23 protein-coding genes, 1 tRNA gene and 1 riboswitch are annotated in these 20,779 nt (G+C 46.3%); of the genes, 13 read left to right on the forward strand and 11 right to left on the reverse strand.

Features of this window, described 5'->3' with window-relative positions:
- Nucleotides 1–63: 63 nt before the first annotated feature.
- Complete coding sequence (locus LRP50_RS23655; protein ID WP_274166886.1) at nucleotides 64–348, reverse strand: hypothetical protein; 285 nt, start codon at nucleotides 346–348, stop codon at nucleotides 64–66.
- Nucleotides 349–693: 345 nt separating this feature from the next.
- Here LRP50_RS23655 and LRP50_RS23660 point away from each other — a divergent pair, with 345 nt between their 5' ends.
- Complete coding sequence (locus LRP50_RS23660) at nucleotides 694–1,302, forward strand: DUF6198 family protein (RefSeq protein ID WP_274166887.1); 609 nt, start codon at nucleotides 694–696, stop codon at nucleotides 1,300–1,302.
- A gap of 146 nt (nucleotides 1,303–1,448) precedes the next feature.
- A tRNA-Gly gene (locus tag LRP50_RS23665) sits at nucleotides 1,449–1,523 on the forward strand.
- A 72-nt stretch (nucleotides 1,524–1,595) separates the two neighbouring features.
- On the opposite strand, the gene LRP50_RS23670 is transcribed toward LRP50_RS23665, so the two are convergent.
- Nucleotides 1,596–2,465 carry an AraC family transcriptional regulator gene (locus LRP50_RS23670; protein WP_274166888.1) on the reverse strand — a complete coding sequence of 290 codons (870 nt, stop codon included), beginning with the start codon at nucleotides 2,463–2,465 and terminating at the stop codon, nucleotides 1,596–1,598.
- Nucleotides 2,466–2,578: 113 nt separating this feature from the next.
- Between LRP50_RS23670 and LRP50_RS23675 the strand changes: the two genes are divergently transcribed.
- The gene (locus LRP50_RS23675) at nucleotides 2,579–3,763 is read left to right on the forward strand and encodes an aminotransferase-like domain-containing protein (protein ID WP_274166889.1); all 1,185 of its coding nucleotides are present in this window, start codon (nucleotides 2,579–2,581) and stop codon (nucleotides 3,761–3,763) included.
- A 113-nt stretch (nucleotides 3,764–3,876) separates the two neighbouring features.
- On the opposite strand, the gene LRP50_RS23680 is transcribed toward LRP50_RS23675, so the two are convergent.
- The 8 genes from LRP50_RS23680 to LRP50_RS23715 form a co-directional block, all read right to left on the reverse strand.
- Nucleotides 3,877–4,365, reverse strand: coding sequence for a DUF4156 domain-containing protein (locus LRP50_RS23680; protein WP_274166890.1), 489 nt, complete (start codon nucleotides 4,363–4,365; stop codon nucleotides 3,877–3,879).
- A 102-nt stretch (nucleotides 4,366–4,467) separates the two neighbouring features.
- Nucleotides 4,468–6,228: an allophanate hydrolase gene (atzF, locus tag LRP50_RS23685; RefSeq protein ID WP_274166891.1), complete on the reverse strand. Its 1,761-nt coding sequence runs from the start codon at nucleotides 6,226–6,228 to the stop codon at nucleotides 4,468–4,470.
- The gene (uca, locus tag LRP50_RS23690) at nucleotides 6,228–9,875 is read right to left on the reverse strand and encodes an urea carboxylase (protein WP_274166892.1); all 3,648 of its coding nucleotides are present in this window, start codon (nucleotides 9,873–9,875) and stop codon (nucleotides 6,228–6,230) included. The genes atzF and uca overlap by 1 nt, the downstream gene beginning before the upstream one ends.
- Before the next feature lie 124 nt (nucleotides 9,876–9,999).
- On the reverse strand, nucleotides 10,000–10,644 hold the full coding sequence (locus LRP50_RS23695; protein ID WP_274166893.1) for an urea amidolyase associated protein UAAP2: 645 nt from the start codon (nucleotides 10,642–10,644) through the stop codon (nucleotides 10,000–10,002).
- A gap of 10 nt (nucleotides 10,645–10,654) precedes the next feature.
- Entirely contained in the window at nucleotides 10,655–11,380 is a 726-nt protein-coding gene (locus LRP50_RS23700) for an urea amidolyase associated protein UAAP1 (RefSeq protein WP_274166894.1), read from the reverse strand.
- A 41-nt stretch (nucleotides 11,381–11,421) separates the two neighbouring features.
- Nucleotides 11,422–12,279, reverse strand: a complete 858-nt coding sequence (locus tag LRP50_RS23705; RefSeq protein ID WP_274166895.1) for an ABC transporter ATP-binding protein — start codon at nucleotides 12,277–12,279, stop codon at nucleotides 11,422–11,424.
- Nucleotides 12,279–13,103, reverse strand: a complete 825-nt coding sequence (locus LRP50_RS23710; protein WP_017003596.1) for an ABC transporter permease — start codon at nucleotides 13,101–13,103, stop codon at nucleotides 12,279–12,281. Before LRP50_RS23710 ends, LRP50_RS23705 begins: the two co-directional genes overlap by 1 nt.
- Nucleotides 13,104–13,112: 9 nt before the next feature.
- Nucleotides 13,113–14,216, reverse strand: coding sequence for a putative urea ABC transporter substrate-binding protein (locus tag LRP50_RS23715; protein WP_274166896.1), 1,104 nt, complete (start codon nucleotides 14,214–14,216; stop codon nucleotides 13,113–13,115).
- A gap of 56 nt (nucleotides 14,217–14,272) precedes the next feature.
- A riboswitch (guanidine-I (ykkC/yxkD leader) is annotated at nucleotides 14,273–14,416 on the reverse strand.
- 403 nt (nucleotides 14,417–14,819) lie between these two features.
- Between LRP50_RS23715 and LRP50_RS23720 the strand changes: the two genes are divergently transcribed.
- The 6 genes from LRP50_RS23720 (at nucleotide 14,820) to LRP50_RS23745 (ending at nucleotide 17,712) form a co-directional block, all read left to right on the forward strand.
- Entirely contained in the window at nucleotides 14,820–15,035 is a 216-nt protein-coding gene (locus tag LRP50_RS23720) for a TIGR02450 family Trp-rich protein (RefSeq protein WP_274166897.1), read from the forward strand.
- Nucleotides 15,036–15,161: 126 nt separating this feature from the next.
- A complete protein-coding gene (locus LRP50_RS23725; protein WP_274166898.1) occupies nucleotides 15,162–15,788 on the forward strand; it encodes a hypothetical protein in 627 nt (208 codons plus the stop codon).
- Between the two features lie 70 nt (nucleotides 15,789–15,858).
- Nucleotides 15,859–16,230: a hypothetical protein gene (locus LRP50_RS23730; RefSeq protein ID WP_274166899.1), complete on the forward strand. Its 372-nt coding sequence runs from the start codon at nucleotides 15,859–15,861 to the stop codon at nucleotides 16,228–16,230.
- A gap of 71 nt (nucleotides 16,231–16,301) precedes the next feature.
- Nucleotides 16,302–16,751: an SMI1/KNR4 family protein gene (locus LRP50_RS23735; RefSeq protein WP_274166900.1), complete on the forward strand. Its 450-nt coding sequence runs from the start codon at nucleotides 16,302–16,304 to the stop codon at nucleotides 16,749–16,751.
- A gap of 130 nt (nucleotides 16,752–16,881) precedes the next feature.
- Nucleotides 16,882–17,202 (forward strand): hypothetical protein, encoded by a 321-nt coding sequence (locus LRP50_RS23740; protein WP_274166901.1) that lies wholly within the window; start codon nucleotides 16,882–16,884, stop codon nucleotides 17,200–17,202.
- A gap of 12 nt (nucleotides 17,203–17,214) precedes the next feature.
- Nucleotides 17,215–17,712: an SMI1/KNR4 family protein gene (locus LRP50_RS23745; RefSeq protein WP_274166902.1), complete on the forward strand. Its 498-nt coding sequence runs from the start codon at nucleotides 17,215–17,217 to the stop codon at nucleotides 17,710–17,712.
- Between the two features lie 146 nt (nucleotides 17,713–17,858).
- Here the strand turns inward: LRP50_RS23745 and LRP50_RS23750 are convergent, their stop codons facing one another.
- A complete protein-coding gene (locus LRP50_RS23750; protein ID WP_274166903.1) occupies nucleotides 17,859–18,527 on the reverse strand; it encodes a hypothetical protein in 669 nt (222 codons plus the stop codon).
- Between the two features lie 257 nt (nucleotides 18,528–18,784).
- Between LRP50_RS23750 and LRP50_RS23755 the strand changes: the two genes are divergently transcribed.
- From LRP50_RS23755 to LRP50_RS23770, 4 genes are all read left to right on the forward strand, one after another.
- Complete coding sequence (locus tag LRP50_RS23755) at nucleotides 18,785–19,429, forward strand: DUF6891 domain-containing protein (protein WP_274166904.1); 645 nt, start codon at nucleotides 18,785–18,787, stop codon at nucleotides 19,427–19,429.
- A gap of 104 nt (nucleotides 19,430–19,533) precedes the next feature.
- Nucleotides 19,534–19,734, forward strand: coding sequence for a TIGR02450 family Trp-rich protein (locus tag LRP50_RS23760; RefSeq protein ID WP_274166916.1), 201 nt, complete (start codon nucleotides 19,534–19,536; stop codon nucleotides 19,732–19,734).
- A gap of 73 nt (nucleotides 19,735–19,807) precedes the next feature.
- Nucleotides 19,808–20,383, forward strand: a complete 576-nt coding sequence (locus LRP50_RS23765) for a YdeI/OmpD-associated family protein (RefSeq protein WP_274166905.1) — start codon at nucleotides 19,808–19,810, stop codon at nucleotides 20,381–20,383.
- Nucleotides 20,364–20,750: a TfoX/Sxy family DNA transformation protein gene (locus tag LRP50_RS23770; protein WP_274166906.1), complete on the forward strand. Its 387-nt coding sequence runs from the start codon at nucleotides 20,364–20,366 to the stop codon at nucleotides 20,748–20,750. Before LRP50_RS23765 ends, LRP50_RS23770 begins: the two co-directional genes overlap by 20 nt.
- Nucleotides 20,751–20,779: the final 29 nt, after the last annotated feature.

The raw sequence follows: 20,779 nt of genomic DNA on the forward strand, positions 1-20,779 counted from the left end.
ATGAGCGGCTATTTTTATAAATCGCACTTTTATGAATCGCACGAACACAGAAAAGATGACGACTTATTGGCGTTCTCTGTCATATATCTCTTTTTCAAAACTCGATTCACGAAGATGCCATACAACGAGGTATATCAGTGATATACAGGCCACCACCACGGCCGAAGGAACAATAAGTTGCCATCCGAGATCAGTCGGCCAAGGGTTGTCTTTGATATAATAAAACCCGACTGCTCTCCCTAGAGCAACGCCCAATGTGATCATCAGCGCATTGACGGCAATATATCGAAATGCCCCTTTTTGGCGAGTCTTCGCCCATCGCAAGAATGCTTTATCTTTCTTATCCATTCTCTTTTCCTAATCTGCTATTCATTGGCTCTAAACGCCACGCTCTATAATAAAAACGTAATTTAGGATCCGCTCTCTTTCCATATTGAGCCATGAAAAGTCACAACCGCTCACAACAATGCATCGAGGGCTCACAAACAATTTCACGATTTGCGGCAGTGTGTAAGTTCTCATTTATCCCAAAATCCAAAGAGTAAAATTACGTACTGTAAATTTTCATTCACACCCATTTTTCCCTTAATTCCATCATTTTCTCGACAAGTACAACCAAGAAAAGCATCTTACTCAGTCGATTACCTGCATGAATTAATGGAAGAGCAGGCGTAATGAAAGGAATCAACAATCATGGATAAAGACCATAATCTACGAGAAAACTTACTGGCTTTATTGCTCGGCAGTGCACTCGTTTCACTCGGCGTTATTTTTTTCAACCAAGTTGGCTTGCTAACCGGTGGCACTGCTGGTTTGGCCATCTTTGTGACCAAAGTGAGCGATTTTACGTTTGGGCAAGTGTTCTTCGCACTTAACCTTCCGTTTTATCTTCTCTCCGTCATGCGCATGGGCTGGCGGTTCACGCTTAACACATTTGTGGCCGTGACACTGGTTTCTATCGCCGTTGACCATTTGCATCACATCATTCAAATCACACACATTGAGCCGCTATACGCAGCTTTGATTGGCGGCGGTTTAATAGGCATGGGGATGTTAGTGATTTTCCGTCACAAAATGAGCTTGGGCGGGTTCAATATTCTCGCGCTCTATTTGCAAGAGCGTTTTAGTATCCGGGCTGGAAAAGTGCAAATGGCCCTGGACTGCGCCATTGTGGTGATGTCATTGTTCATCGTCGATATCACATTGATTTTGCTATCAGTGCTTGGCGCCATCACAACCAACCTCATTTTAGCCATGAATCACAAGCCTGGTCGTTATCAGCCTAAGCCGGAGACCGCATAAACTTGAATTTGAACTTCTCATGACAAGAAGCAAATGACAAACAGCGGTCAAATAGCCACCATCACCCCCTCAATGTCACAATAATACATTGATAAAAAAGCATTTCCTTGCGATGGTGGCGCTTGGCCTCTACATTACAAACAAGCGCGTGCATCGTATAATGGCTATTACCTCAGCCTTCCAAGCTGATGATGCGGGTTCGATTCCCGCTGCACGCTCCAATCCCCAATAATCCTCAATAATCCTCAATTGTCCCTGTGAATATTTCTGAACGCTGACTCAATTCGATGGCTTTAGAAGAAGCTGATCGGCAAATAGAAATCGAGCTCAAACCTCTCATCTTCCTCCATAAAATGATTCGCATGGTAATGCACATACGCGGGCGTTGAGCCAAGTTTAAAACCCGAGGCAGGCAGCCAGTGCTCGAGCACTTTGCTTATCTGTGGCAGTAATTCTCCGTATACGCCTTGCAGCGGAAACACCGCATGTAATCCACCGGGCACCACCAACTGATTCACAACGCCTCTGACCTTCAATGGTTTATCAATCGCAATGCAGGCGACATAACGACATTTATCTAACTCCACCCAAGCAGGATTTGAATGGTGTAAACCGAACTGTATTGACGGGTCACGCCCTTCACTGTCAGCCCAAGCCATTAAAATTCGCCACGCATTCTTAATTGAACGGTTGTACCCCACATGGCGAACATAAGCAGCAAATCGCTCTGGAACTTCCACAATTTTGGGTTCAGGTAAGGTCATTGCTGACACACGCTCATACCCCGCCGACACGTCAGGATCTTTTAAGTAAGGCTTGTCTGAGTTTTCCATATCGTGCTTTCGCCACTCACCAGGTGCGACTTGAAAGGTGGCTTTGAATGCCCGACTGAACGAAGACACTGAGCTAAAACCGCATTTATTCGCGATATCAACCACAGAGGAATGAGTATCAAACATCAATTGGTTTGCCGCATATTCCATGCGAGTACGGCGGATGTACTGATGAATTGACTCACCCACTACTCGCTTGAAAATACGGTGAAAGTGCTGCTCAGAATACGCAGCCACATCGGCAAGCGATTTCACAGGAAGGTCTCGACCAATATCTTGGTGAATGTAGTAGAGCACATCATTGATGCGCGAAATATGTTGCTGGCTCATTCGATGAAATAGCATAAATGGACATATCGAACAGCATAAATGGACATGCCAAAAAACACAATGCGATGTAATATTCGCTGATAGCTCACTCATTTCGTCGTTCAGGTACAGATATGGAAATCGCAACAGCGCTTCAGCAAATCCCATCTTCATATATTCGAGAAATTCTCGCCGCGGCGTCAGACAAAAATGTCATCTCTCTTGCTGGTGGATTGCCGGATGAAAAAACCTTCCCTATCGACCTGATGAAAGCCACCCTCGAAGGCCTGTCTGACATGCCCGAAGTTTTTCAATATGGCGCGACAGCGGGTTATGGCCCACTACTCAAGTTTCTCAACACCTATTTTGAACTGCCAGAAAACCACATGGCCATGGTTTGTACCGGCTCACAACAAGGCTTGGATTTGATTGCCCGCGCCTACGTGAACCCTGGTGACAAAGTCGTGATGGAAGCACCAAGCTATTTGGGTGCGATGCAAGTATTTGGCTTAGTACAAGCTGACATGGTGACCGTGCCGCAAACAGAATTCGGGCCAGATTTAACTGCGCTAGAAACCTGTTTTGCCGAGCAATCACCAAAAATGTTTTATGCCGTGCCCGATTTTCACAATCCAACAGGGGTTTGTTGGTCACTCGAAACACGTCAACAGGTTGCAGCGTTGTGCGTGAAATATAATGTTGCACTGATTGAAGATGCACCTTACCGCGAGCTGCGTTTTGCTGGTGAAGCCCTGCCATTGGTTTCAGATTTCTGCCCGCAAAACTCGATTGTTCTGCGTTCTTTCTCGAAAATTGCTTCTCCCGGCTTACGCATTGGCGTGGTAACCGGAAAACGTAGCTACATCGAGCCAATGGTAAAAGTAAAACAAGGCGCAGATCTGCACTCCAGTGTGCCAATGCAAGCCCTGCTGCTTGGCCTGTTAGAACACAAAGACTTCGATCAACACATTGATACCATTCGCTCGCTCTACAAATCTCGCTATGAAACCTTGTTTAGCGAACTGCAGCAAAAACTGCCTGAAGGGTGTGAATTAAACGCCGTTGATGGTGGCATGTTTGTTTGGGTAACACTGCCTGAGTGTGACACCTTTGCGTTAGCAAAATCGCTACTCAGTAACGGTGTCGCGGTTGTCCCTAGCCCAGTGTTCTATCCAAACCCAAAAAGCGCCAAAGCAGCGCTTCGTTTGAATTTCACAAACGCCACCAATGAAGAGCTGGCGGAAGCCGTGACGCGCTTAGCTGCAGGGTTGAGCGAACAACTTAGCGCCATCGACAAACAAGAGAGTGTATTGGCTTAACATTCACTGATTGTTGCAGTAGCCCTTTTCAATACGGGCGATCACATCATACAAAAAGGGCATCACCGATTCACGGTGATGCCCTTTTTAAAATCTAGATGCGAGTTAGTCAGTTATTTCTTGTGACTGATAGCATCACTCGCTGTTTCAGCTCTCTCAGCTTTGTTTGCAGGATTGGCTTCATTGGCAGCTATCGCCTGCTCGCCTTCAATGATGTCAGCCACGGCTTCCATTTCCAACGAGGTCCCAGTTTTTAGTTCTGCCATTGTTTCATCTGTACACGCATACGCGTTGCCAAACATGGTCACAGAACTGGAGAAACCAAATGGTTGATACAAGTACAACACGTTGCCACCTTTATCTGCGGCTTTCGCACGCATTTGGTTCAACGTTCCCCATACCATGTCTTTGTCTGCGTGAAGCCAGTAATCATAGAAATGCCCTTCTGAGCCGATTACTGTCCCTTTATGCTCACATCCTTGAATCGCATTTACATCATCCCAAATCACTTTAACTTGTTCTGATTCCTGAGTCGGGAATGTCACACAGCCCGATAGTAGTGCTGCTGAAGCCAATGCTGCACATAGCGATAGTTTGTTCATTTAAGGCAAGTCTCTGAGTGTCCAGGGCGCGAATTTTATCCTGAGTTGATGTAAAAGCAAGCGAAATAAGCGGACGTAATTCACCTACTTATATGGGCTTTATCAGGAATCGCTCTTTGAAGCTAAAAAACCGCGCCAACTACCAAAATGAGAGATATCTCGCCCGCCTGCTGCACCCGCTTCTTCACAGATAAAACCTGTCACCCAAGTCCCATCATCTAACTCAACTTTTCCCAAGCCTAACGGGCTTGGAATGCCCGCCAGAAAATCACCGAATCGTGCCGTAGGCATCTCCCAAAGTTCCAATTCAATGCGATTCCCACCTTCTTTTGTGCGCACCATGCCCGGACGCTTGGGCCCTTCTCCTGCTAACGCAAAGAACTGGTATCGCGCGGCACTGCGTCTCTTCTCCAAAAAAGAAGCCTGACGACTGATCAGTTGATGGTTAAGCGGCAGTCCCGCCATGTGTGCGCCACAGACAGCCATCACCATGGACTCTGGAATACGCTCACCGACTTCAATACGAGACTTACCCGTGTACGCTTTGGCCATTTCTAAGAGCTTTGGCTCAGTGCCTTTGTCTGAAAACAGCGTGATACCAAATGGCATGTTTTCGGATTCGTCGTCTGCAGGCACAGCGATGGCAGCATAATCTAACAAGTTCATGAAATTGGTGTAGAAACCCAAGTTGGTATTCAACTGGATCGGGTCAGCCTGCATTTCCTCAATGGTGTAGATACTCCCAGCCGTTGGGATCAATATGGCATCGACAGAATTCAAAATCGCATCACAACGCTTTTTCAATGCTTGAAGTTGATATTGGGCATTGAACGCATCTACCGCTGTTAACCCACGAGCGCCGCCAATAATGGCCTGAATTGCAGGGTCGCAGTCAGCTTCATGTTCATCAAAAAACGCTTTGATCCCGGCATAACGCTCAGCAACCCAAGGGCCGTGATACAACAACTTGGCCGCATCCAAAAACGGACTGAAATCCACGTCCACTAACTCTGCGCCTAACGCTTCGCATTGGGCTTTGCTTTCAGTAAAACGACGTCTGTAATTATCGTTGCCGAAAAATTCCAATTGGGTATCACGCGGCACACCAATGCGTGGCTTATCGAAGGAATAAGTGACCTCTGAATCAGATTCAGAAAAGTCTCTCGCATAGCAATCAGACGGGTCGTATTGCCCAGCTACGGGCAACACGTGTTCAATGTCATCCACCGAATGTGCGAACACAGTAATGCAATCCAGCGTTCGGCATGCTGGCACTAAGCCGCGACAGCTAATTCGCCCGATACTCGCTTTCATGCCCACCAAGCGATTAAACGCCGCGGGGACACGCCCTGATCCTGCGGTGTCTGTCCCCAGAGAGAACAACACCTGCTTCAATGCCACAGACACGGCACTGCCAGCACTTGACCCCCCTGAAATGTACGTTGGGTCGATACTATTTTGACACGCGCCATACGGGCTACGTGTGCCGTTTAAACCCGTGGCAAACTGGTCGAGGTTGGTTTTGCCTAACGGCACAGCGCCCGCTTCAATCAAGGCCTGAACCACAAAGGCTGAACTGCCTGGCGAGTAGGCGAATTCTTTGCAGGCCGCCGTGGTCGGCAGTCCCAATAAGTCGATATTGTCTTTGATCGCGAATGGCACGCCATAAAGTGGTTTTAGTTCGGGGTTGCTGTTTTTGAGCGCTTTGATATAGCCATCTAATTGCGCTTCGCTGATATTCGAAATCCAACAATGATTGACGTCAGCTTTGGCTTGCGTCCACTGCTGACGTAAGTATGCCTCTGGCGTCGTCACACCTCTTTTGTACGCATCTAGCAAGGCTTGAATTGACGTGAATTCCATTAGATCTGCTCCATGATTAACAATGTTTGACCTGCTCGCACTTGCTCACCTTCCGCTTTGGCATAGTGCACAACGCGACCCGATTGGGTGGCGGTGACTTCGATTTCCATTTTCATCGACTCAACAATCAAGAGGGGTTGGCCAATTTCAATGGTATCGCCGGGTTTTGCCAGCAATTGCCACACGTTGCCCGCCAACTGGCTAGAAACGGTAAATTGTCCATCTTCCAATATGTCGTCAGCCGTGCTTTGCTCTTCCACCGTTTCGGCAACAAAATTGGCTTCGCCGCTTTCTTCCCAGCGCTGACGCTCTTCATCGAACGCCTGTTGCTGGCGATGTTTGAACGCGGTGATCGACGCCTTTTCTTGCTCAAGCATGGCTTCATAGTCAGCAAGGCTGAAGCGGGTTTCTTCGATGCGGACGTCAAATTGCCCGCGCGGGAAATCACGACGAATATCCGTCAGTTCTTCGTGGGAAACCGGATAGAAACGGATCTGATCGAAAAAACGCAGCAGCCATGGTTTATCAAAGGCTTTGCTCTTTCCGTAGCGATTCCACATTTGGAGCGTTCGCCCCATCAGCTGATAGCCACCCGGCCCTTCCATGCCATACACACACATATACGCGCCGCCAATACCGACGGCATTTTCAGGCGTCCATGTACGCGCGGGGTTGTATTTGGTGGTCACCAAACGATGGCGAGGATCCATCGGCGTCGCGACAGGCGCGCCAAGGTAAACATCACCCAGTCCCATCACCAAATAGCTGGCATCAAACACGATGTCCTTGACCTGGTCTATGCAATCCAAACCGTTAATACGACGAATAAACTCAATATTATTCGGGCTCCACGGCGCATTTTTTCGCACCACTTCGTCGTATTTACGCATCGCTAATTGAATGGAAGGATCGTCCCAAGACAAAGGAAGATGCACAACGCGTGATGGCACGGTGAGCTGTGAAATATCACCGATAGCCGCTTCTGCACGTTCGAGGATCGCCAGCATTTCTTCGCAAGGTGACTGCAAGTTGTCGTAATGCACTTGCAGCGAACGAATACCCGGCGTCAGCTCTTTAATCGCGGGTACCGCCATGTTATCCAAGGTCATCATTAAGGCGTGAACACGAAAACGCAGGCGGATATCCAGCATTTGTGGGCCGTATTCCACCAGCAGGAAATCCTCACCGCTTGGGCGATACACCACCGTCTCACCGTATTTATCTGCTGAAAGTTCTTTCAACACCGGCGTAGTTGGCATGAAAGCCGCGAGTGGAAGTTCTTGGGTTTGTAACTGGGCAATAGCGAGGCGTTGATGTTTCTCGGCTTCTTCGGCATCAAACATAGTGACAGGCTGGAAGCGAACTTTGTCGCCGGCTTTTAGTTGCCCCATTTTCCACAAATCCGCTTTGATAATGGTCGCCGGACAGACAAAGCCACCTAGGCTTGGGCCATCTGGCCCTAAAATCACAGGCATATCTCCCGTGAAATCGACCGTGCCTACCGCATAAGCGTTGTCGTGAATATTCGATGGATGCAGCCCTGCTTCACCGCCGTCGGTTCTCGCCCATTCAGGTTTTGGCCCGATAAGACGCACACCCGTGCGGCTGGAGTTAAAGTGCACTTCCCATTCCGCATCAAAAAACGCCGAAATGTCATTGTCAGTAAAGAAATCAGGCGCACCGTGCGGGCCGTAAATCACGCGCAATGTATGCGTCATGCCCAGATCGGGTTTATCCATGGTTCTGGCAGTCAGGCTTTTATCGTGTTCAACCGGATGAAGATGAAGCACATCACCCGCCATTAACGCGCGGCCACCATGACCACCGAATTTCCCCAAGGTAAACGTCGAACGGCTGCCGAGATATTCAGGACAATCAAACCCGTCTTTGATCAGAAGATACGCGCGAGCCCCCTTACCTGTCATCGCGCCAAGCGCAAGCGTATCGCCCTTTTCAATATCCAGTACCGTCCACATAGGCGCGTCCGCACCGTTGCATTTCACATTGATGTCAGCGCCCGTTACGACCACTTGAGTCGGCTGGTTGAAGCGCAGCGTCGGGCCATTAGCGATGATTTCTAAACCCGCACACGTCTCTGCATTTTCGAGCAATTGATTCCCGAGACGAAAACTCAGGCTGTCCATTGGCCCCGATGGCGGAATGCCGACATGCCAATAGCCACTGCGCGCGGGATAGTCTTGAACCGTCGTTTGTGTCCCGCTCGCCAATACATCCACCGTCGATGGTTGATAATTAAACCCAGCGAGACTCGATGTCAGCACTGTGCCCTGCTTCACCATAGGTTCAACAGCAAGCTGAGCTAAATAAGCCAGATTAGTTTCAATGCCATACAGATGAGTGCTATTCAATAATTCAGCAATATCTTCCAGTGCGCTGTGGCGATCGCCCCCGTGCACCATGACTTTGGCAATCATAGGGTCAAAAAACGGACTGACTTCTACGCCCGCCTCCACCCAGGTATCAATCCGCACTGTGCTGCCGTTTTCTTGTGTGATCACGCGGTTTGCATCAATGCCCTCAGGGAAGGCCAACGTCGTGATCAGCCCTGTCGATGGCTGAAACTGTCGGTTTGGATCTTCCGCGTACAAACGGAACTGAATCGCGTGACCATGTGGTTTGGCGGCTTTCGCTTCCACCCAACTTGCGTGATATTCGCCCGCGCCAATTTCCACCATCAGCTTGACAATATCGACGCCAAAGATCATTTCAGTGACGCCATGCTCCACTTGCAGACGGGTATTGACTTCGAGGAAATAGAACTGCTGCGTGGACTGATCAAGAATAAATTCCACCGTACCCGCGCTGCGATAATTGACCGATTCCGCCAACTGAATCGCCGTCTGTTGCAATGCTTGACGGGTTTCATCGTCCAGATTTGGGGCGGGTGTTTCTTCCATCACTTTTTGGTTACGTCGCTGCGCGGAGCAATCACGTTCACCAAGGGCAATCACATTGCCTTCGCCGTCACCCACCACTTGCACTTCAATGTGGCGTGCCGCTGTGATGAATTTCTCCATGAACAAGCCGCTATGGCTGAAGTTGGCTTCACCCAGACGTTTTACAGCATCAAACGCATCAGTTAACTGCTCGGCATTTTCGCAAAAACGCATGCCGATACCACCGCCACCGGCGGTGCTTTTCAGCATGATGGGATAGCCCATGGTTTCAGCGTTAGCAATCGCTTCTTCAACGCTTTCCAGCAAGCCCGTACCGGGAAGCAGGGGCACATTCGCCTGCTCCGCCAGTTCGCGAGCGGTATGCTTTAAGCCAAACTGATTAATTTGGTCACTGGTTGGGCCGAGGAACACCAGATTCTCTTGCTGACACGCTGCCACAAAATCGGGGTTTTCACTTAAAAAACCGTAACCTGGATGAATCGCTTCTGCGCCCGCTTCTTTGGCAATAGCGATGATTTTGTTCATGTTGAGATAGGTTTCAGCGGCGCTGCCTTCACCGAGGCTGAAGGCTTCTGTGGCGTTTCGCGTATGCAGGCTGCCTGCATCGTCTTCGTGATATACCGCCACACTCGCCACACCCATTGCATCTAATGTGCGGATGATCCGACATGCAATCGCACCACGGTTTGCAATCAACACTTTGTTGAACATCTTGTTCTTGTTAAACATAGCTTTGCCTTCAATTCGTCGGGTCGTCCCGAATTAAGACCGAAGGTGTGTCGCCAACACGGTTAGTGAGCCCGCTGGCGTGAGGGTCGTCCCTTACCTTATTCTTTGTGTCTACCGTACGAACTTACGCCGCTTTCCACACCGAAATTTCAACAGGTGTTGGGTTATACGCGTTGCAAGGGTTATTCAATTGGGGGCAATTCGACACCAACACAATCACGTCCATTTTCGCTTCCAGTTCCACGTATTTACCCGGCGCACTGATACCATCAGCAAAGGTCAGCCCCCCTTCAGCGGTGACAGGCACATTCATAAAGAAGTTGATGTTGTGGCTAATATCGCGCTTAGTCAGGCCATATTCAGGGTGCTCTGCCACCGCCAACAGCCAAGAGTCTCGGCAAGCATGCATACAACGTTTTTCCACCGCATAGCGCACGGTGTTGCTTTCGGTAGAGCATGCGCCGCCGAGGGTGTCGTGACGCCCGCACGTATCAGCCACAATTTCGAGCATCGGGTTCGACAAATTCGACATCAACACAGATTCAGCAGTGAGGTAGGCGTTGCCCTGCTCACGCAAGGTATCCATGGCGCTATAACGCTCCGTGGGATTATTGGCGTTGTAGAACAAGGTATCCGCTGCCTGATTGCCTTCCAGATCGGTAATGCGAACACGTTCGCCTTTTTTCACCACTTTGAAGTAGTAGTCACCCGCATCGACCACTTCACGAGAAATGGCGGTATCCATTTTAAAATCACTCTCTTTGATCATGTCATTCTCCTTAATCGACGAGTACAGGCTGATATTGGCGAGTGTTGAGAAAACCACGGCGGTTTTCATCACAATGATTTAGACAAGCGTCATCTGCCTCAACCGGAGAAGATTTCACCATTTCGACATCAACAGGATTGCGCGGATAAACCACGGCTTCATTCATCGGGTGCGGGCAAGTGCTAAACAAAACGATGGTGTCCATTTCAAAACGCAGTTCAACCACTGAGGCGGCTTTGCTGTGTCTTTGCACAAAGGTGAGCTGACCATCATTGGTGGTTTCGACCTTGCTGAAGACATTGAGCGTGGCGGCCAAATCACGCAGGCCAAGCCCAAATTTCGCCATTTCCACCAGCATGGCGTCATGACCATTTTGCAGCCAATCGTTGCGATCACTTTGGTAATTGCGCTCGCCCCATACCTTGGCCACATGGTTTTTGTTACTCAAACCGCCGACGCTGTCGATCCAGCCCGTATCGTCTTGCACGATGGAGCAGAAAATTCGTCCCATGTCGGAATAGACACAATTGCCTGCCGTCAGCTTAAAGGTGTGCTGGCATTTGAGGGTGTCAGGCAAGTTAATGCGCTCTAACGGGTTGCGTGGGTTGAACAGCAGTAAGCTGGCATTCGCGCCACCTTCCACGTCCGTTAAGCGCAGGCTATGGCCTGCTGGGATTTCTAATCCGCCGTGTTGACCACCGAGATACTGATGATAAAACAAATTCTTCAGTTCCATTTATTGCTCTCCTTGCTATTCACTTGCGAAATATTCCCAGCTCAGGCCACGTCTTGCTGCTTGGCTTGTAAACTGGCAATCAGCGCATCTTGTCCGGTTGAATTGAGTGGGATATCAAACGTGACTTGCGAACCAAAACGCTCTGGCTCTTGTGGGTCGAATCGCGGTTTGTCGAACACCCAAAGACGCGAGCCCAATTTGAAGCCTTCGTGTAAATCGTGAGTGATCATAAAAATGGTGAGATTCTGCTCTTGCCAGATTTGGTTGATCAATTCGTGCATGTCTTTACGAATACCGGGGTCGAGTGCGCCAAAGGGTTCATCGAGCAATAAAATGCGCGGCTTTTTCATCAATGCCTGAGCAATGGCAAGTCGCTGCTGCATACCGCCTGACATTTCTGCTGGATACTTATCTGCCGCGTGCGCCAATCCAAGTTTGTCGAGTTGCGCCATCGCTTTGTCTCGCAACACGGCGCAACCACTGCCCCATATTCGGCCTGTTAAGCGACTCATTTCTAGCTCATCCGCCACCATGATGTTTTGCAACGCGGTCATGTGTGGAAACACCGAATACTTTTGGAACACAATGCCGCGCTCCGGCCCCGGTTCAGAACTCAGCGGTTCGCCATCAAGCAGCAATTGACCACGTGAAGGAGCTTGAGTGCCGAGGAGCATGTTGAGAAAGGTTGATTTCCCGCAGCCAGACGTACCCAAAATACTGATGAACTCCCCCGCCATCACTTTGATGTTGAGGCGTTCAATCACCACATGGCTGCCATATTCTTTCCAAAGACCTTTTGCTTCGATGATCGGAGTGTTGGCTTCCATCATTGACGTATTACCATCAACAATCGGCTTTGGTCCTTGGCTCTTCGACATGTTGCTTGCTGACTCACTCATTAGGATTTCCCTCCCTGTGCGTGAAACCATGGGTAACGATGGGCTGACAATTTCTGTAAGGCCCAATCCATCAAGAACGCCAAAATCGTAATCCACAGCACGTATGGCAAAATCACATCCATCGCCAAGTAACGGCGAATCAAAAAGATGCGATAACCCAACCCTTCCGTCGCAGCAATGGCTTCCGCAGCAATCAAAAACAGCCATGCACTCCCAAGCGTGAGCCGCACAGCTTCAATGAGCCGAGGCATCACTTGCGGAAGGACAACACGCAGCATGAGCGTCCAAGAGTTTGCGCCCAAGGTTTGGGCTTTGATGATTTGTTCGGCAGGGAGGCTTTCGGTGCGTAGCTGAAGATCGCGGATCATCATCGGTGTAATCCCAATGATAATCAGCATCACCTTAGACAGTTCACCCAACCCCAACGCGATAAACAAAATGGGAAGAATCGCCATGGGCGGAATCAATGACAAAGCGCGAACCATGGGAGACATTGGCGCTCGCACATACGGGATCATGCCGTTTGCCACACCAATCACCAGCGCCAATAACCCGCTGATCCCCACGCCCAGAAACAAGCGCTGTAAGCTCGCCCACGTATCGACCCACAATAAGTAATCGCCAGTACGTTTGCTCGGCTCAAAAGCCATGCGATCAATCGCGGCTGCAATACTGTCAAACGACGGCAGTAACTTGTCGTTGGGGTTAATCGCCAATCGCGCATCTGATGCCACCATGTAGGCGGCGATCAGAAGAACAAAGGGCAAACAGGCCAGAACAGTGCGCCCAAACGCGGAAGGCTTTCGGTTAATAATCCGAGTCATCATGCTTCCTTACAGCGCGTTATCTGCCGCCATTGCCATGTAATCCGGGTTGAAGCGAAGCGTGATGTTTTGCTCATCACCGAACACACCCGCTGGCGTTTCAATACCGATGAAACCGGCATCCGGTGCGCCTTCACCCAGTAAACCATGCTTGAAAGAGAATTCAGCCACTTTCGCCATAGTGGCTTTCAGAGCGGCAGATTCAGTAAACGCAACAGCGTCAGCGGGTTTGTAGAACATTTTGGTCGATGCGAGTTGGTCTTTGTAGCCCGCCAAGTCCGTACCGGAAGCGGCAGCCATAAACTCGAGTGCTTTAGCGCCTGCTTCGTTGTCCTGTTGCATGGTCGCCATAATTTCATACCATGCGCCCGTCAGTGCCTTACCCAGCTCAGGATGCTGCGCCAAGGTGTCTGTGTTCACCACCAAAAGGTCAATAATTTCGCCGGGGATCATCGAAGAATCGAACACTTTGTTGGCGTTTGGCATTTTGATGATTTCAGCCAGTAAGGGGTTCCACGTCGTCACAGCCGTCACGTCTTCGGTCACAAATGCAGGCACCAAATCAGCGTCAGTGGTATTAACCACAGTGACATCACGCTCGGTCATATCGACAGTTTCAAGCGCACGAGCCAACAAGTAATGAGAAACACTCAACTCTACCAAGTTGACCCGTTGGCCTTTGATATCAGCGAGATTGTCAGCACTTTTCAGCACGATGCCGTCATTACCGTTTGAGAAATCACCCACAATCAGTGCGGTGGAATCTACGCCGCTGGCAGCCGGAATAGTCAGTGCATCCATGTTGGTCATCACAGTGGCATCAAACGAACTGGCGGTGTATTGGTTGATCGACTCGATGTAATCGTTCACCTGCACCACATCGATGTTAACGCCGTATTTGTCACCCCACTTTTTGATGATCCCTGCATTGTTGCCGTAGTCCCAAGGCATCCAACCGACATAGATTGACCAAGCAAGACGAAACGTGGGCTTGTCTTCCGCTATCGCTGGGCTTGATAGAAAAGAGAAACAGACAGCAACGCTCAGGATCAAGCGTGAGATGGTTTTTCGGGTTGATGAAATATTGCGGAGTATTGATGAGAATTTATACATAACTACCTCTACCTTGAGTTTCACAAACTGGATGGAGCCAAAGAGATATCGATTTCATCTCCCGGGCTTTTATCCCTCCGTGTGACCTCAAGTGAGGTTGACAACTCTCGGACCAGACACCGTGACCTTCTTCGTTCGGGCAATTAACCACGATACATTAACGAAGAGAAGAAACAGCCGGAACCCTAGTTATCTATTGCAAGTTGTCGTCTAGCGCTAACAAAATCTAGTATTAACGCTACGTAGTGTTGATGATAAATCACCATTCACCGATACATCTTTGGCTCGCTACTGTTTCGATAAAAGCAAATGTTTTGCCAGAATTTCATCTTATTGATTTATATATTTTTAAGGAGATTTTCTCGTATTTCATCCAATATCGATGCGCCAATTCAGTGCGTGAGTTGCACCGATTTACACCGAAATATCTTCTGTCAGTGCATCACCAAAGTCCACCAAACAAGCCACCTCAACGCTATTCACCTTTTTGCCAAAACATCCCATAGATTGACTGAACTTAAATGGCTGAAGAACCGTAATCAATGAACGGTTTCATATACCCAAACCTACACTGACACTGACACTGACACCGATGGAGAACATGTGAATCAAATCAATCCAGCCAAGTTACGAAACAGCAAATGGACAGCAGTGAAACCCATTAACCGAGAAAAGCACTTTCTGGTCTCAGACATTGAGTTTGAAGAAGACGGTTCTGTGATTTCGTGTCAACTCGAAGCGGTAATTTCTAAAAATGCGTATCTCATTGATTGGAAAGACCTAAAAAATAGTGCGAATTGGGCTCAAGGTTGGAAATAATGGTACTGTATTCAACGAAACTCTCCTTTGAGGGCAGATATTAGATGGAGGAAATTACACCTTGGGTAGAATATTAAAATCCAACATTATCAAAGCCTTGGAACAACACGAGGTTTCAAAATCCAAATGACAATAAAATTATTGCCAGAATTCATAGAGACATTAAGAGAAGCAGTTCATAACGATCTTCTAGATTTGATTAATGTTTTCAACCAAGGTTCAAATTCTAATAAGATCGAGGCATTCTGCATATACAGTGCAGGAGGGTTTCGGGGCATAGGTTACGCGGTTCGCAGAGAAGGCGATAAAAACACTCATCAGAATATGACTTTAGACACTGAGTTTCTATCACTTGTGGAGGATCACAGTGATATAGAAACTACGTTCACTCGTCAATCCGAACAGAACAATGACTTATATTTTCAGATATGCGCCGATGAATGGGAGCATATTAACGAATTTGATACATTTATCCATACAAACAATACTATAGAATCAGAAATAGACAAACTTTATAACGCTGGAATTGAACCGAAGGCCATACAGTTTGAGATACTTAGATTGTTCATTGATGCCGTCTCATCGTTGGTAAATAAAGGGGCATTCCTTTCATCGGCTTTTGCGGGAAATGTTTTCTACAGTATCCAGTTTGCTGGGAGCTCTAATGCCAGTGTACTTTTAGAATCATCAAAAACGTTGAACAACCACGAGTGGCATAAAAAAGTGGAACAATTTGTCAAAGAAAATGCTTAGTACTTTCATTCACCCAAACGATGTATAACCACCCTAGACCGCCAAGGATGAAGAATAGCAGATATGATAGATGGATAAGGCAGAGCACTTTGTGCAGGAACTAAAACGAGACTTGATTGATAATGAACTGCATCGATCTATAAAACAGTTAGTATTGACGCATCCAAACAGTATTGTGGCAAATGAAAACCATAAGAAATTCGTCGAAATATACCAAGATCTTGTCGCAACTGGAGACAATGTCGTCATCGACGAATACATTGAGAAATGTGTAGTAGATACCATATCAATGCTACTTGCTGGTATCGATGGCACCTTCGATATTGGATCCATATCTGATGGCCTCGAACTTTCGCTTGACGGAGAAGTTATATCTGGAAGCCTTAGAGAGGAATTTCAGTACGTTGTCGAAAGCGTCCAGAGTCGGAAGCAACTCGACTAAATTGATTCTAACGCTCAGTTCCCTTGCTAAATACACAAACTAGAGACACAACACCGGTTGGACAATGGTAGATGAACATAAACTTCGAGGAACTCGCGGAACAGCTCTCAAAAAGCCAACATGAGATATTTTGGCAAGGTGGCGCAGACGATATTCAGCTTTATAGATTAGAAAAGCTACTCAAACTAAACCTCCCCCAAACTTTCAAATTATTCCTAAGTACATTAGGGGGTGGTGGCGTCGCTGACTCGGAAATATCCGGCATAGAGAGCAATGACGCAACTCTTAGTTATGGAGGGACTGTTTACGGCGATACCCTCGCTGCTCGTACTGACTACAACTTACCCTCACATTTGATCGTGATCTTTTACAAAGACGATGATACTTGTTGGTGTATTGATACTAAATCCCTCACCGGAACTATTGTCAGTTACAACGTATTTCAACAAAAGATTGACTGTCAACTAGCTGAATCTTTTGAAGAATTCTTTAAAGACTACGTTTATAGAAGGCTTCAATGAGTTCATTGGTGTTTTGCGTCTATTTCACTCACTACGTGATCATCAGCATATGAAAAATTTCTCAATTTACGAAGAAAACAGTGCAGACATTGGCTTTGTTATAGAGTGCCTTTTTTCACAATGTTTAAGCATGAATGAGTTTAAACAGTGGGCGGACTATGTTGTTTCACATATAGATGTCGATGACATTCCTAGCTATATCTTCGAGGTGAGTCAATTTTCAGGCTGCCTCGCGCGTATTTTTGATGTATTGGGTTTCATTCCAGAATGGCCACTACACGAGAGTCAAAAAGAAGCACTTTATGGCATTGCCTATATTCGTGGCATCGTCAAAATCCATGACTATGAATTGTCTCGCGAAGCCGCTCTCAAAGCTTTGGAAAAAAATCCTGATGTATCAGATTACTTCAGAAGAACTTTCCCATTCATACACTATGAATTGAATACTTGAATCGAGATTAAAATGAGAAATAGCACTAAAACTCTCAATAAGATATATCAGCCACCACCAAATAAGACAGGAGCGCCACTAAAAAACGACTGGTTCCGGGTCGAAAAACAGATCGGCGTTTCCTTTCCAAGTGACTTCAAAAAAATCATTGAAGACTATGGTTCTGGTTGTTTTGGCTCATTCCTTTTTCTTTTGAACCCTTTTGAAAATCATGCAGACTATGATTATCTAAATGATATTAATCAAATCATTGATGCTGATATGGATTTCAAATCGCATCGTCATTTTAGCAAGGAGCTATTCCCTTTAGCTTCCACTGAAAATGGTGATACAATCTACTTTAAACCCGGATCAAGCATTGAATCCTATGAACTTTATGTTTTTGATAGCCGCAGAGGAAATGTTGAAATCCACCCAATACCCTTAGTCCAGTTCATTGTTGAGTGGTCTTTAGGTCGTTTAAAATCCAACATCATTGAAGCGCCGGATAATACCCACTTCAAACAGTAACCATGACAATAAGCAATACTGACCACCACAAAAACCAACCAATACGCTAGCATTTATCTAATACTAGCCAAGCTAGTCAGATTATTTAAAACCAAAATAGCATCACACCCTACAAGAATAAACTTGATTTCTCACAAAACATTAAATCATAGCTTCAACCAAACAGCTCCAGCGTAATCTGATGTTATCTTTCCAGATTCAATTAACTCTATCGCTTCTCTAACAGTTATATCATTCCTCCTTATCCAACCCGCGAGATAATTCAACTCAAAACCACCTAAGTTTTCCGATAACACCCGAAATTCTTCATCACAAAGATGGTGATCTATATGTTTTGTCAGCAATTTAACTTTTTCCATGCTAGCAAGCTCTGTCACTTTATATTCAAGGAGAAAAGTGACAATTTCTTCAATGGTTGGATCATCAGAATTTAAACCACTAACATTTTCTGGATAATAAATCAAATCGGAAACAGAAGGATACGTGACATTTTTTTCTAGTATATCTAGATAAGCCTCGTCGCCAAGAACTGCAAGTCTCGTTATTTCAATCAACTCACATTCTGTCACATTGAGTTGTGGGGATATTGACTTCAATCTCAATAGACGACATACATAATCCTCATGGCCAGCACCACCATAGATACCCTGAAAATCCACATATTCATGATTTGTTTCTGAAAGGAGGTTAAATTCATGTACTTTACTCTGGCATTCGTCTTCACTTCCACCATCAATATCACTTGCAAGCGCCACCAAACGTTCAAAAAGAACCAGATCCATCTGTGGGGGCTGTAGTTCAGGTCTTAATATCATACTGCCTCACTTTTTCATCCAACATTTAACAGAAAATCTAAAAATTCATCAAGACACACGTCTTTGAGAAATACTTTTTCGACTGCCCCAAATATCAACCACAATTACATTAGTTTTTGCGATGTGAACATTGAAAAAGAATACCATCTCGTCAACTCTTGAACAAACTCACACCACAGAAAATGACCAACTTAGAGATTGGGGATACTCGTGTATAATAGAAAAACTCAAAATAATAAAGCGCTGTATTATCTTCCATGAAAAGTATCTTACTCGGGTTATTACTTATCACTCCTTGTGTCGTGTTCTCCAAGGAACCACAGATATATGATGTTAACCGTCACATTTTAAATGCCATCAATGTTCATGTTTGGAGCGGTTTTTATTCTCCTCGTGAGGTCCAAAAAACAATTTCATACCTACTCGAAGACGGTGCCGATGAGGCAATGCTGCGCGGGTCTGTTAATGGTGTATTTGAACAAAAACTCATTGCAGAGAGAGCCTGGCCACAAATAACAGACAACGATCGTCTGAACAGCGTATTTGCTGAGCTAAAAAGCAAAGGGATTCTGTGTTTGCACAATACTGGTTATACGATGTCAGATGGACATGAAGATTCATATGATGCATTAAGTAGATTCCCTAAGTCACAATTCTATGGCTATTGTTTTTATCATGGGCAAGATTTGGAGCGGGCTGTTTTCGGGGGAGGGTTAATGATCGCCTATGATCATGTCAATGGTGATGTTCCAGATAAGATTAAAGTAGGCCAAGAAATTAAAACAGAATTAGAAAAAGGCGGATTTACCCTAAATTGGAATGGAACAACAAATCAACGAATCAACATTCCCAACTTCGACTGGAAGAACCGCACAAGTTGGTATAAATACCACGATCGTTAAGTGAGCTAGAAAGAAGGCTTAGTGATGCTTTCACCAACGGTGAGTTGCGACGACTATCAACAGCAACGCAATGAAACAACGAAGGCAACAAGAAAAAATTCTCTATCCATCGACCGAAACCGTTAAAACAAGAGAAACACTCTCAGGTCTCAGACATTGAGTTTGAAGAAGACGGTTCTATGATTTCGTCTCAACTCGAAGCGGTGATTTTGAAAAATGCGTATCTCATTGATTGGAAAGACCTAAAAAACAGTGCGAATTGGGCTCAGGTTGGAAATAATGACGGCACAATCAAACACATCTAGCAATCAACAGAACGAGCTGGGATAGTCACTATAGAAAGTTCAAACAACATTGTGTCTAAGAGAATCTATCGAGATGCCTGATCCAAACCAATTGAAAAGCATGACATTTGAAACGCCGGAAGATCTCCATGAGTGGCTTAAAGTGAACCACGCAACTGAAAGTGAGCTTTGGGTAAAGATATTCAAGAAAAACTCAGGGATTCAAAGTGTCACCTGGAATGATGTTGTAATAGAGGTTTTATGCTGGGGTTGGATTGACGGCATTAAGAAATCAAGAGATGACCAAACTTATCTTCAACGCATTACGCCCAGAACAACCAGAAGTAACTGGTCAAAGAGAAACACTGAGCATGTTGAACGTTTAATAAACGAAGGTAGGATGATGGAGTCTGGGCTTGTACATGTTCGTGCAGCGAAAGCCGATGGCCGTTGGGAGAATGCCTATGTGGTCAGTCAGATCGAAGTACCCACTGATTTTATCGCAGCACTTGAAACCCAGCCGAGAGCTAAAGCTTTTTTTAAAACACTCACCAAGTCAAATCGTTATGTCATTGCTAATGGTTTAATAAGTGCAAAGAAGCCCGAAACTCGACTAAAACGATTTGAAAAATTCATGAGCATGCTTGTTAATGAAGAAAAGCCTACGTAAGTCGCATTCACCAGATAGAACGAGCAAACCAAGCAGGACTAAAGACAGGCCAACAAACAATCAGCAGCCTAAAGTGGGCGCTACAGTGATCATTGAGGTTCAAATGCGTTTAAGGGATTTAAAAGGTTTCGGACCTAAGAGCGAAGAAATTTTAGCGAAAGTGGATATTAATACTGTTGAAGATTTTATGGCCATTGACCCTTTTGAGTTATATAAGCAGCTGAAACTAAATGTGAAAGGTACAGGATTAAATTCTATTTACGCAATTATAGGCGCGCGGGAAGGCATTCATTGGCAAGAAGTGGCAAAAACGCGTAAAGAGGAAATATTATATCAGCTTGATGATATGGGATTAGCGCCAAAGTAATACCATTTTGCTTCAGGTTTGAAGTTCAA

Origin of the sequence: Enterovibrio gelatinilyticus, from assembly GCF_028683095.1 — a bacterium.
Classification (GTDB): domain Bacteria; phylum Pseudomonadota; class Gammaproteobacteria; order Enterobacterales; family Vibrionaceae; genus Enterovibrio; species Enterovibrio gelatinilyticus.

Excerpts from the sequence above, each read along its gene's own strand:
- LRP50_RS23705 (WP_274166895.1), bottom strand. The coding sequence starts at position 12,279 with ATGAGTGAGTCAGCAAGCAACATGTCGAAGAGCCAAGGACCAAAGCCG.
- LRP50_RS23655 (WP_274166886.1), bottom strand. The coding sequence starts at position 348 with ATGGATAAGAAAGATAAAGCATTCTTGCGATGGGCGAAGACTCGCCAA.
- LRP50_RS23740 (WP_274166901.1), top strand. The coding sequence starts at position 16,882 with ATGAATGAGTTTAAACAGTGGGCGGACTATGTTGTTTCACATATAGAT.
- LRP50_RS23670 (WP_274166888.1), bottom strand. The coding sequence starts at position 2,465 with ATGAGCCAGCAACATATTTCGCGCATCAATGATGTGCTCTACTACATT.
- atzF (WP_274166891.1), bottom strand. The coding sequence starts at position 6,228 with ATGGAATTCACGTCAATTCAAGCCTTGCTAGATGCGTACAAAAGAGGT.
- LRP50_RS23695 (WP_274166893.1), bottom strand. The coding sequence starts at position 10,644 with ATGATCAAAGAGAGTGATTTTAAAATGGATACCGCCATTTCTCGTGAA.
- LRP50_RS23675 (WP_274166889.1), top strand. The coding sequence starts at position 2,579 with ATGGAAATCGCAACAGCGCTTCAGCAAATCCCATCTTCATATATTCGA.
- LRP50_RS23755 (WP_274166904.1), top strand. The coding sequence starts at position 18,785 with ATGAAAAGTATCTTACTCGGGTTATTACTTATCACTCCTTGTGTCGTG.
- LRP50_RS23715 (WP_274166896.1), bottom strand. The coding sequence starts at position 14,216 with ATGTATAAATTCTCATCAATACTCCGCAATATTTCATCAACCCGAAAA.
- uca (WP_274166892.1), bottom strand. The coding sequence starts at position 9,875 with ATGTTTAACAAGAACAAGATGTTCAACAAAGTGTTGATTGCAAACCGT.
- LRP50_RS23770 (WP_274166906.1), top strand. The coding sequence starts at position 20,364 with ATGAAGAAAAGCCTACGTAAGTCGCATTCACCAGATAGAACGAGCAAA.
- LRP50_RS23765 (WP_274166905.1), top strand. The coding sequence starts at position 19,808 with ATGCCTGATCCAAACCAATTGAAAAGCATGACATTTGAAACGCCGGAA.
- LRP50_RS23750 (WP_274166903.1), bottom strand. The coding sequence starts at position 18,527 with ATGATATTAAGACCTGAACTACAGCCCCCACAGATGGATCTGGTTCTT.
- LRP50_RS23700 (WP_274166894.1), bottom strand. The coding sequence starts at position 11,380 with ATGGAACTGAAGAATTTGTTTTATCATCAGTATCTCGGTGGTCAACAC.
- LRP50_RS23660 (WP_274166887.1), top strand. The coding sequence starts at position 694 with ATGGATAAAGACCATAATCTACGAGAAAACTTACTGGCTTTATTGCTC.
- LRP50_RS23725 (WP_274166898.1), top strand. The coding sequence starts at position 15,162 with ATGACAATAAAATTATTGCCAGAATTCATAGAGACATTAAGAGAAGCA.
- LRP50_RS23730 (WP_274166899.1), top strand. The coding sequence starts at position 15,859 with ATGGATAAGGCAGAGCACTTTGTGCAGGAACTAAAACGAGACTTGATT.
- LRP50_RS23680 (WP_274166890.1), bottom strand. The coding sequence starts at position 4,365 with ATGAACAAACTATCGCTATGTGCAGCATTGGCTTCAGCAGCACTACTA.
- LRP50_RS23735 (WP_274166900.1), top strand. The coding sequence starts at position 16,302 with ATGAACATAAACTTCGAGGAACTCGCGGAACAGCTCTCAAAAAGCCAA.
- LRP50_RS23745 (WP_274166902.1), top strand. The coding sequence starts at position 17,215 with ATGAGAAATAGCACTAAAACTCTCAATAAGATATATCAGCCACCACCA.
- LRP50_RS23710 (WP_017003596.1), bottom strand. The coding sequence starts at position 13,103 with ATGACTCGGATTATTAACCGAAAGCCTTCCGCGTTTGGGCGCACTGTT.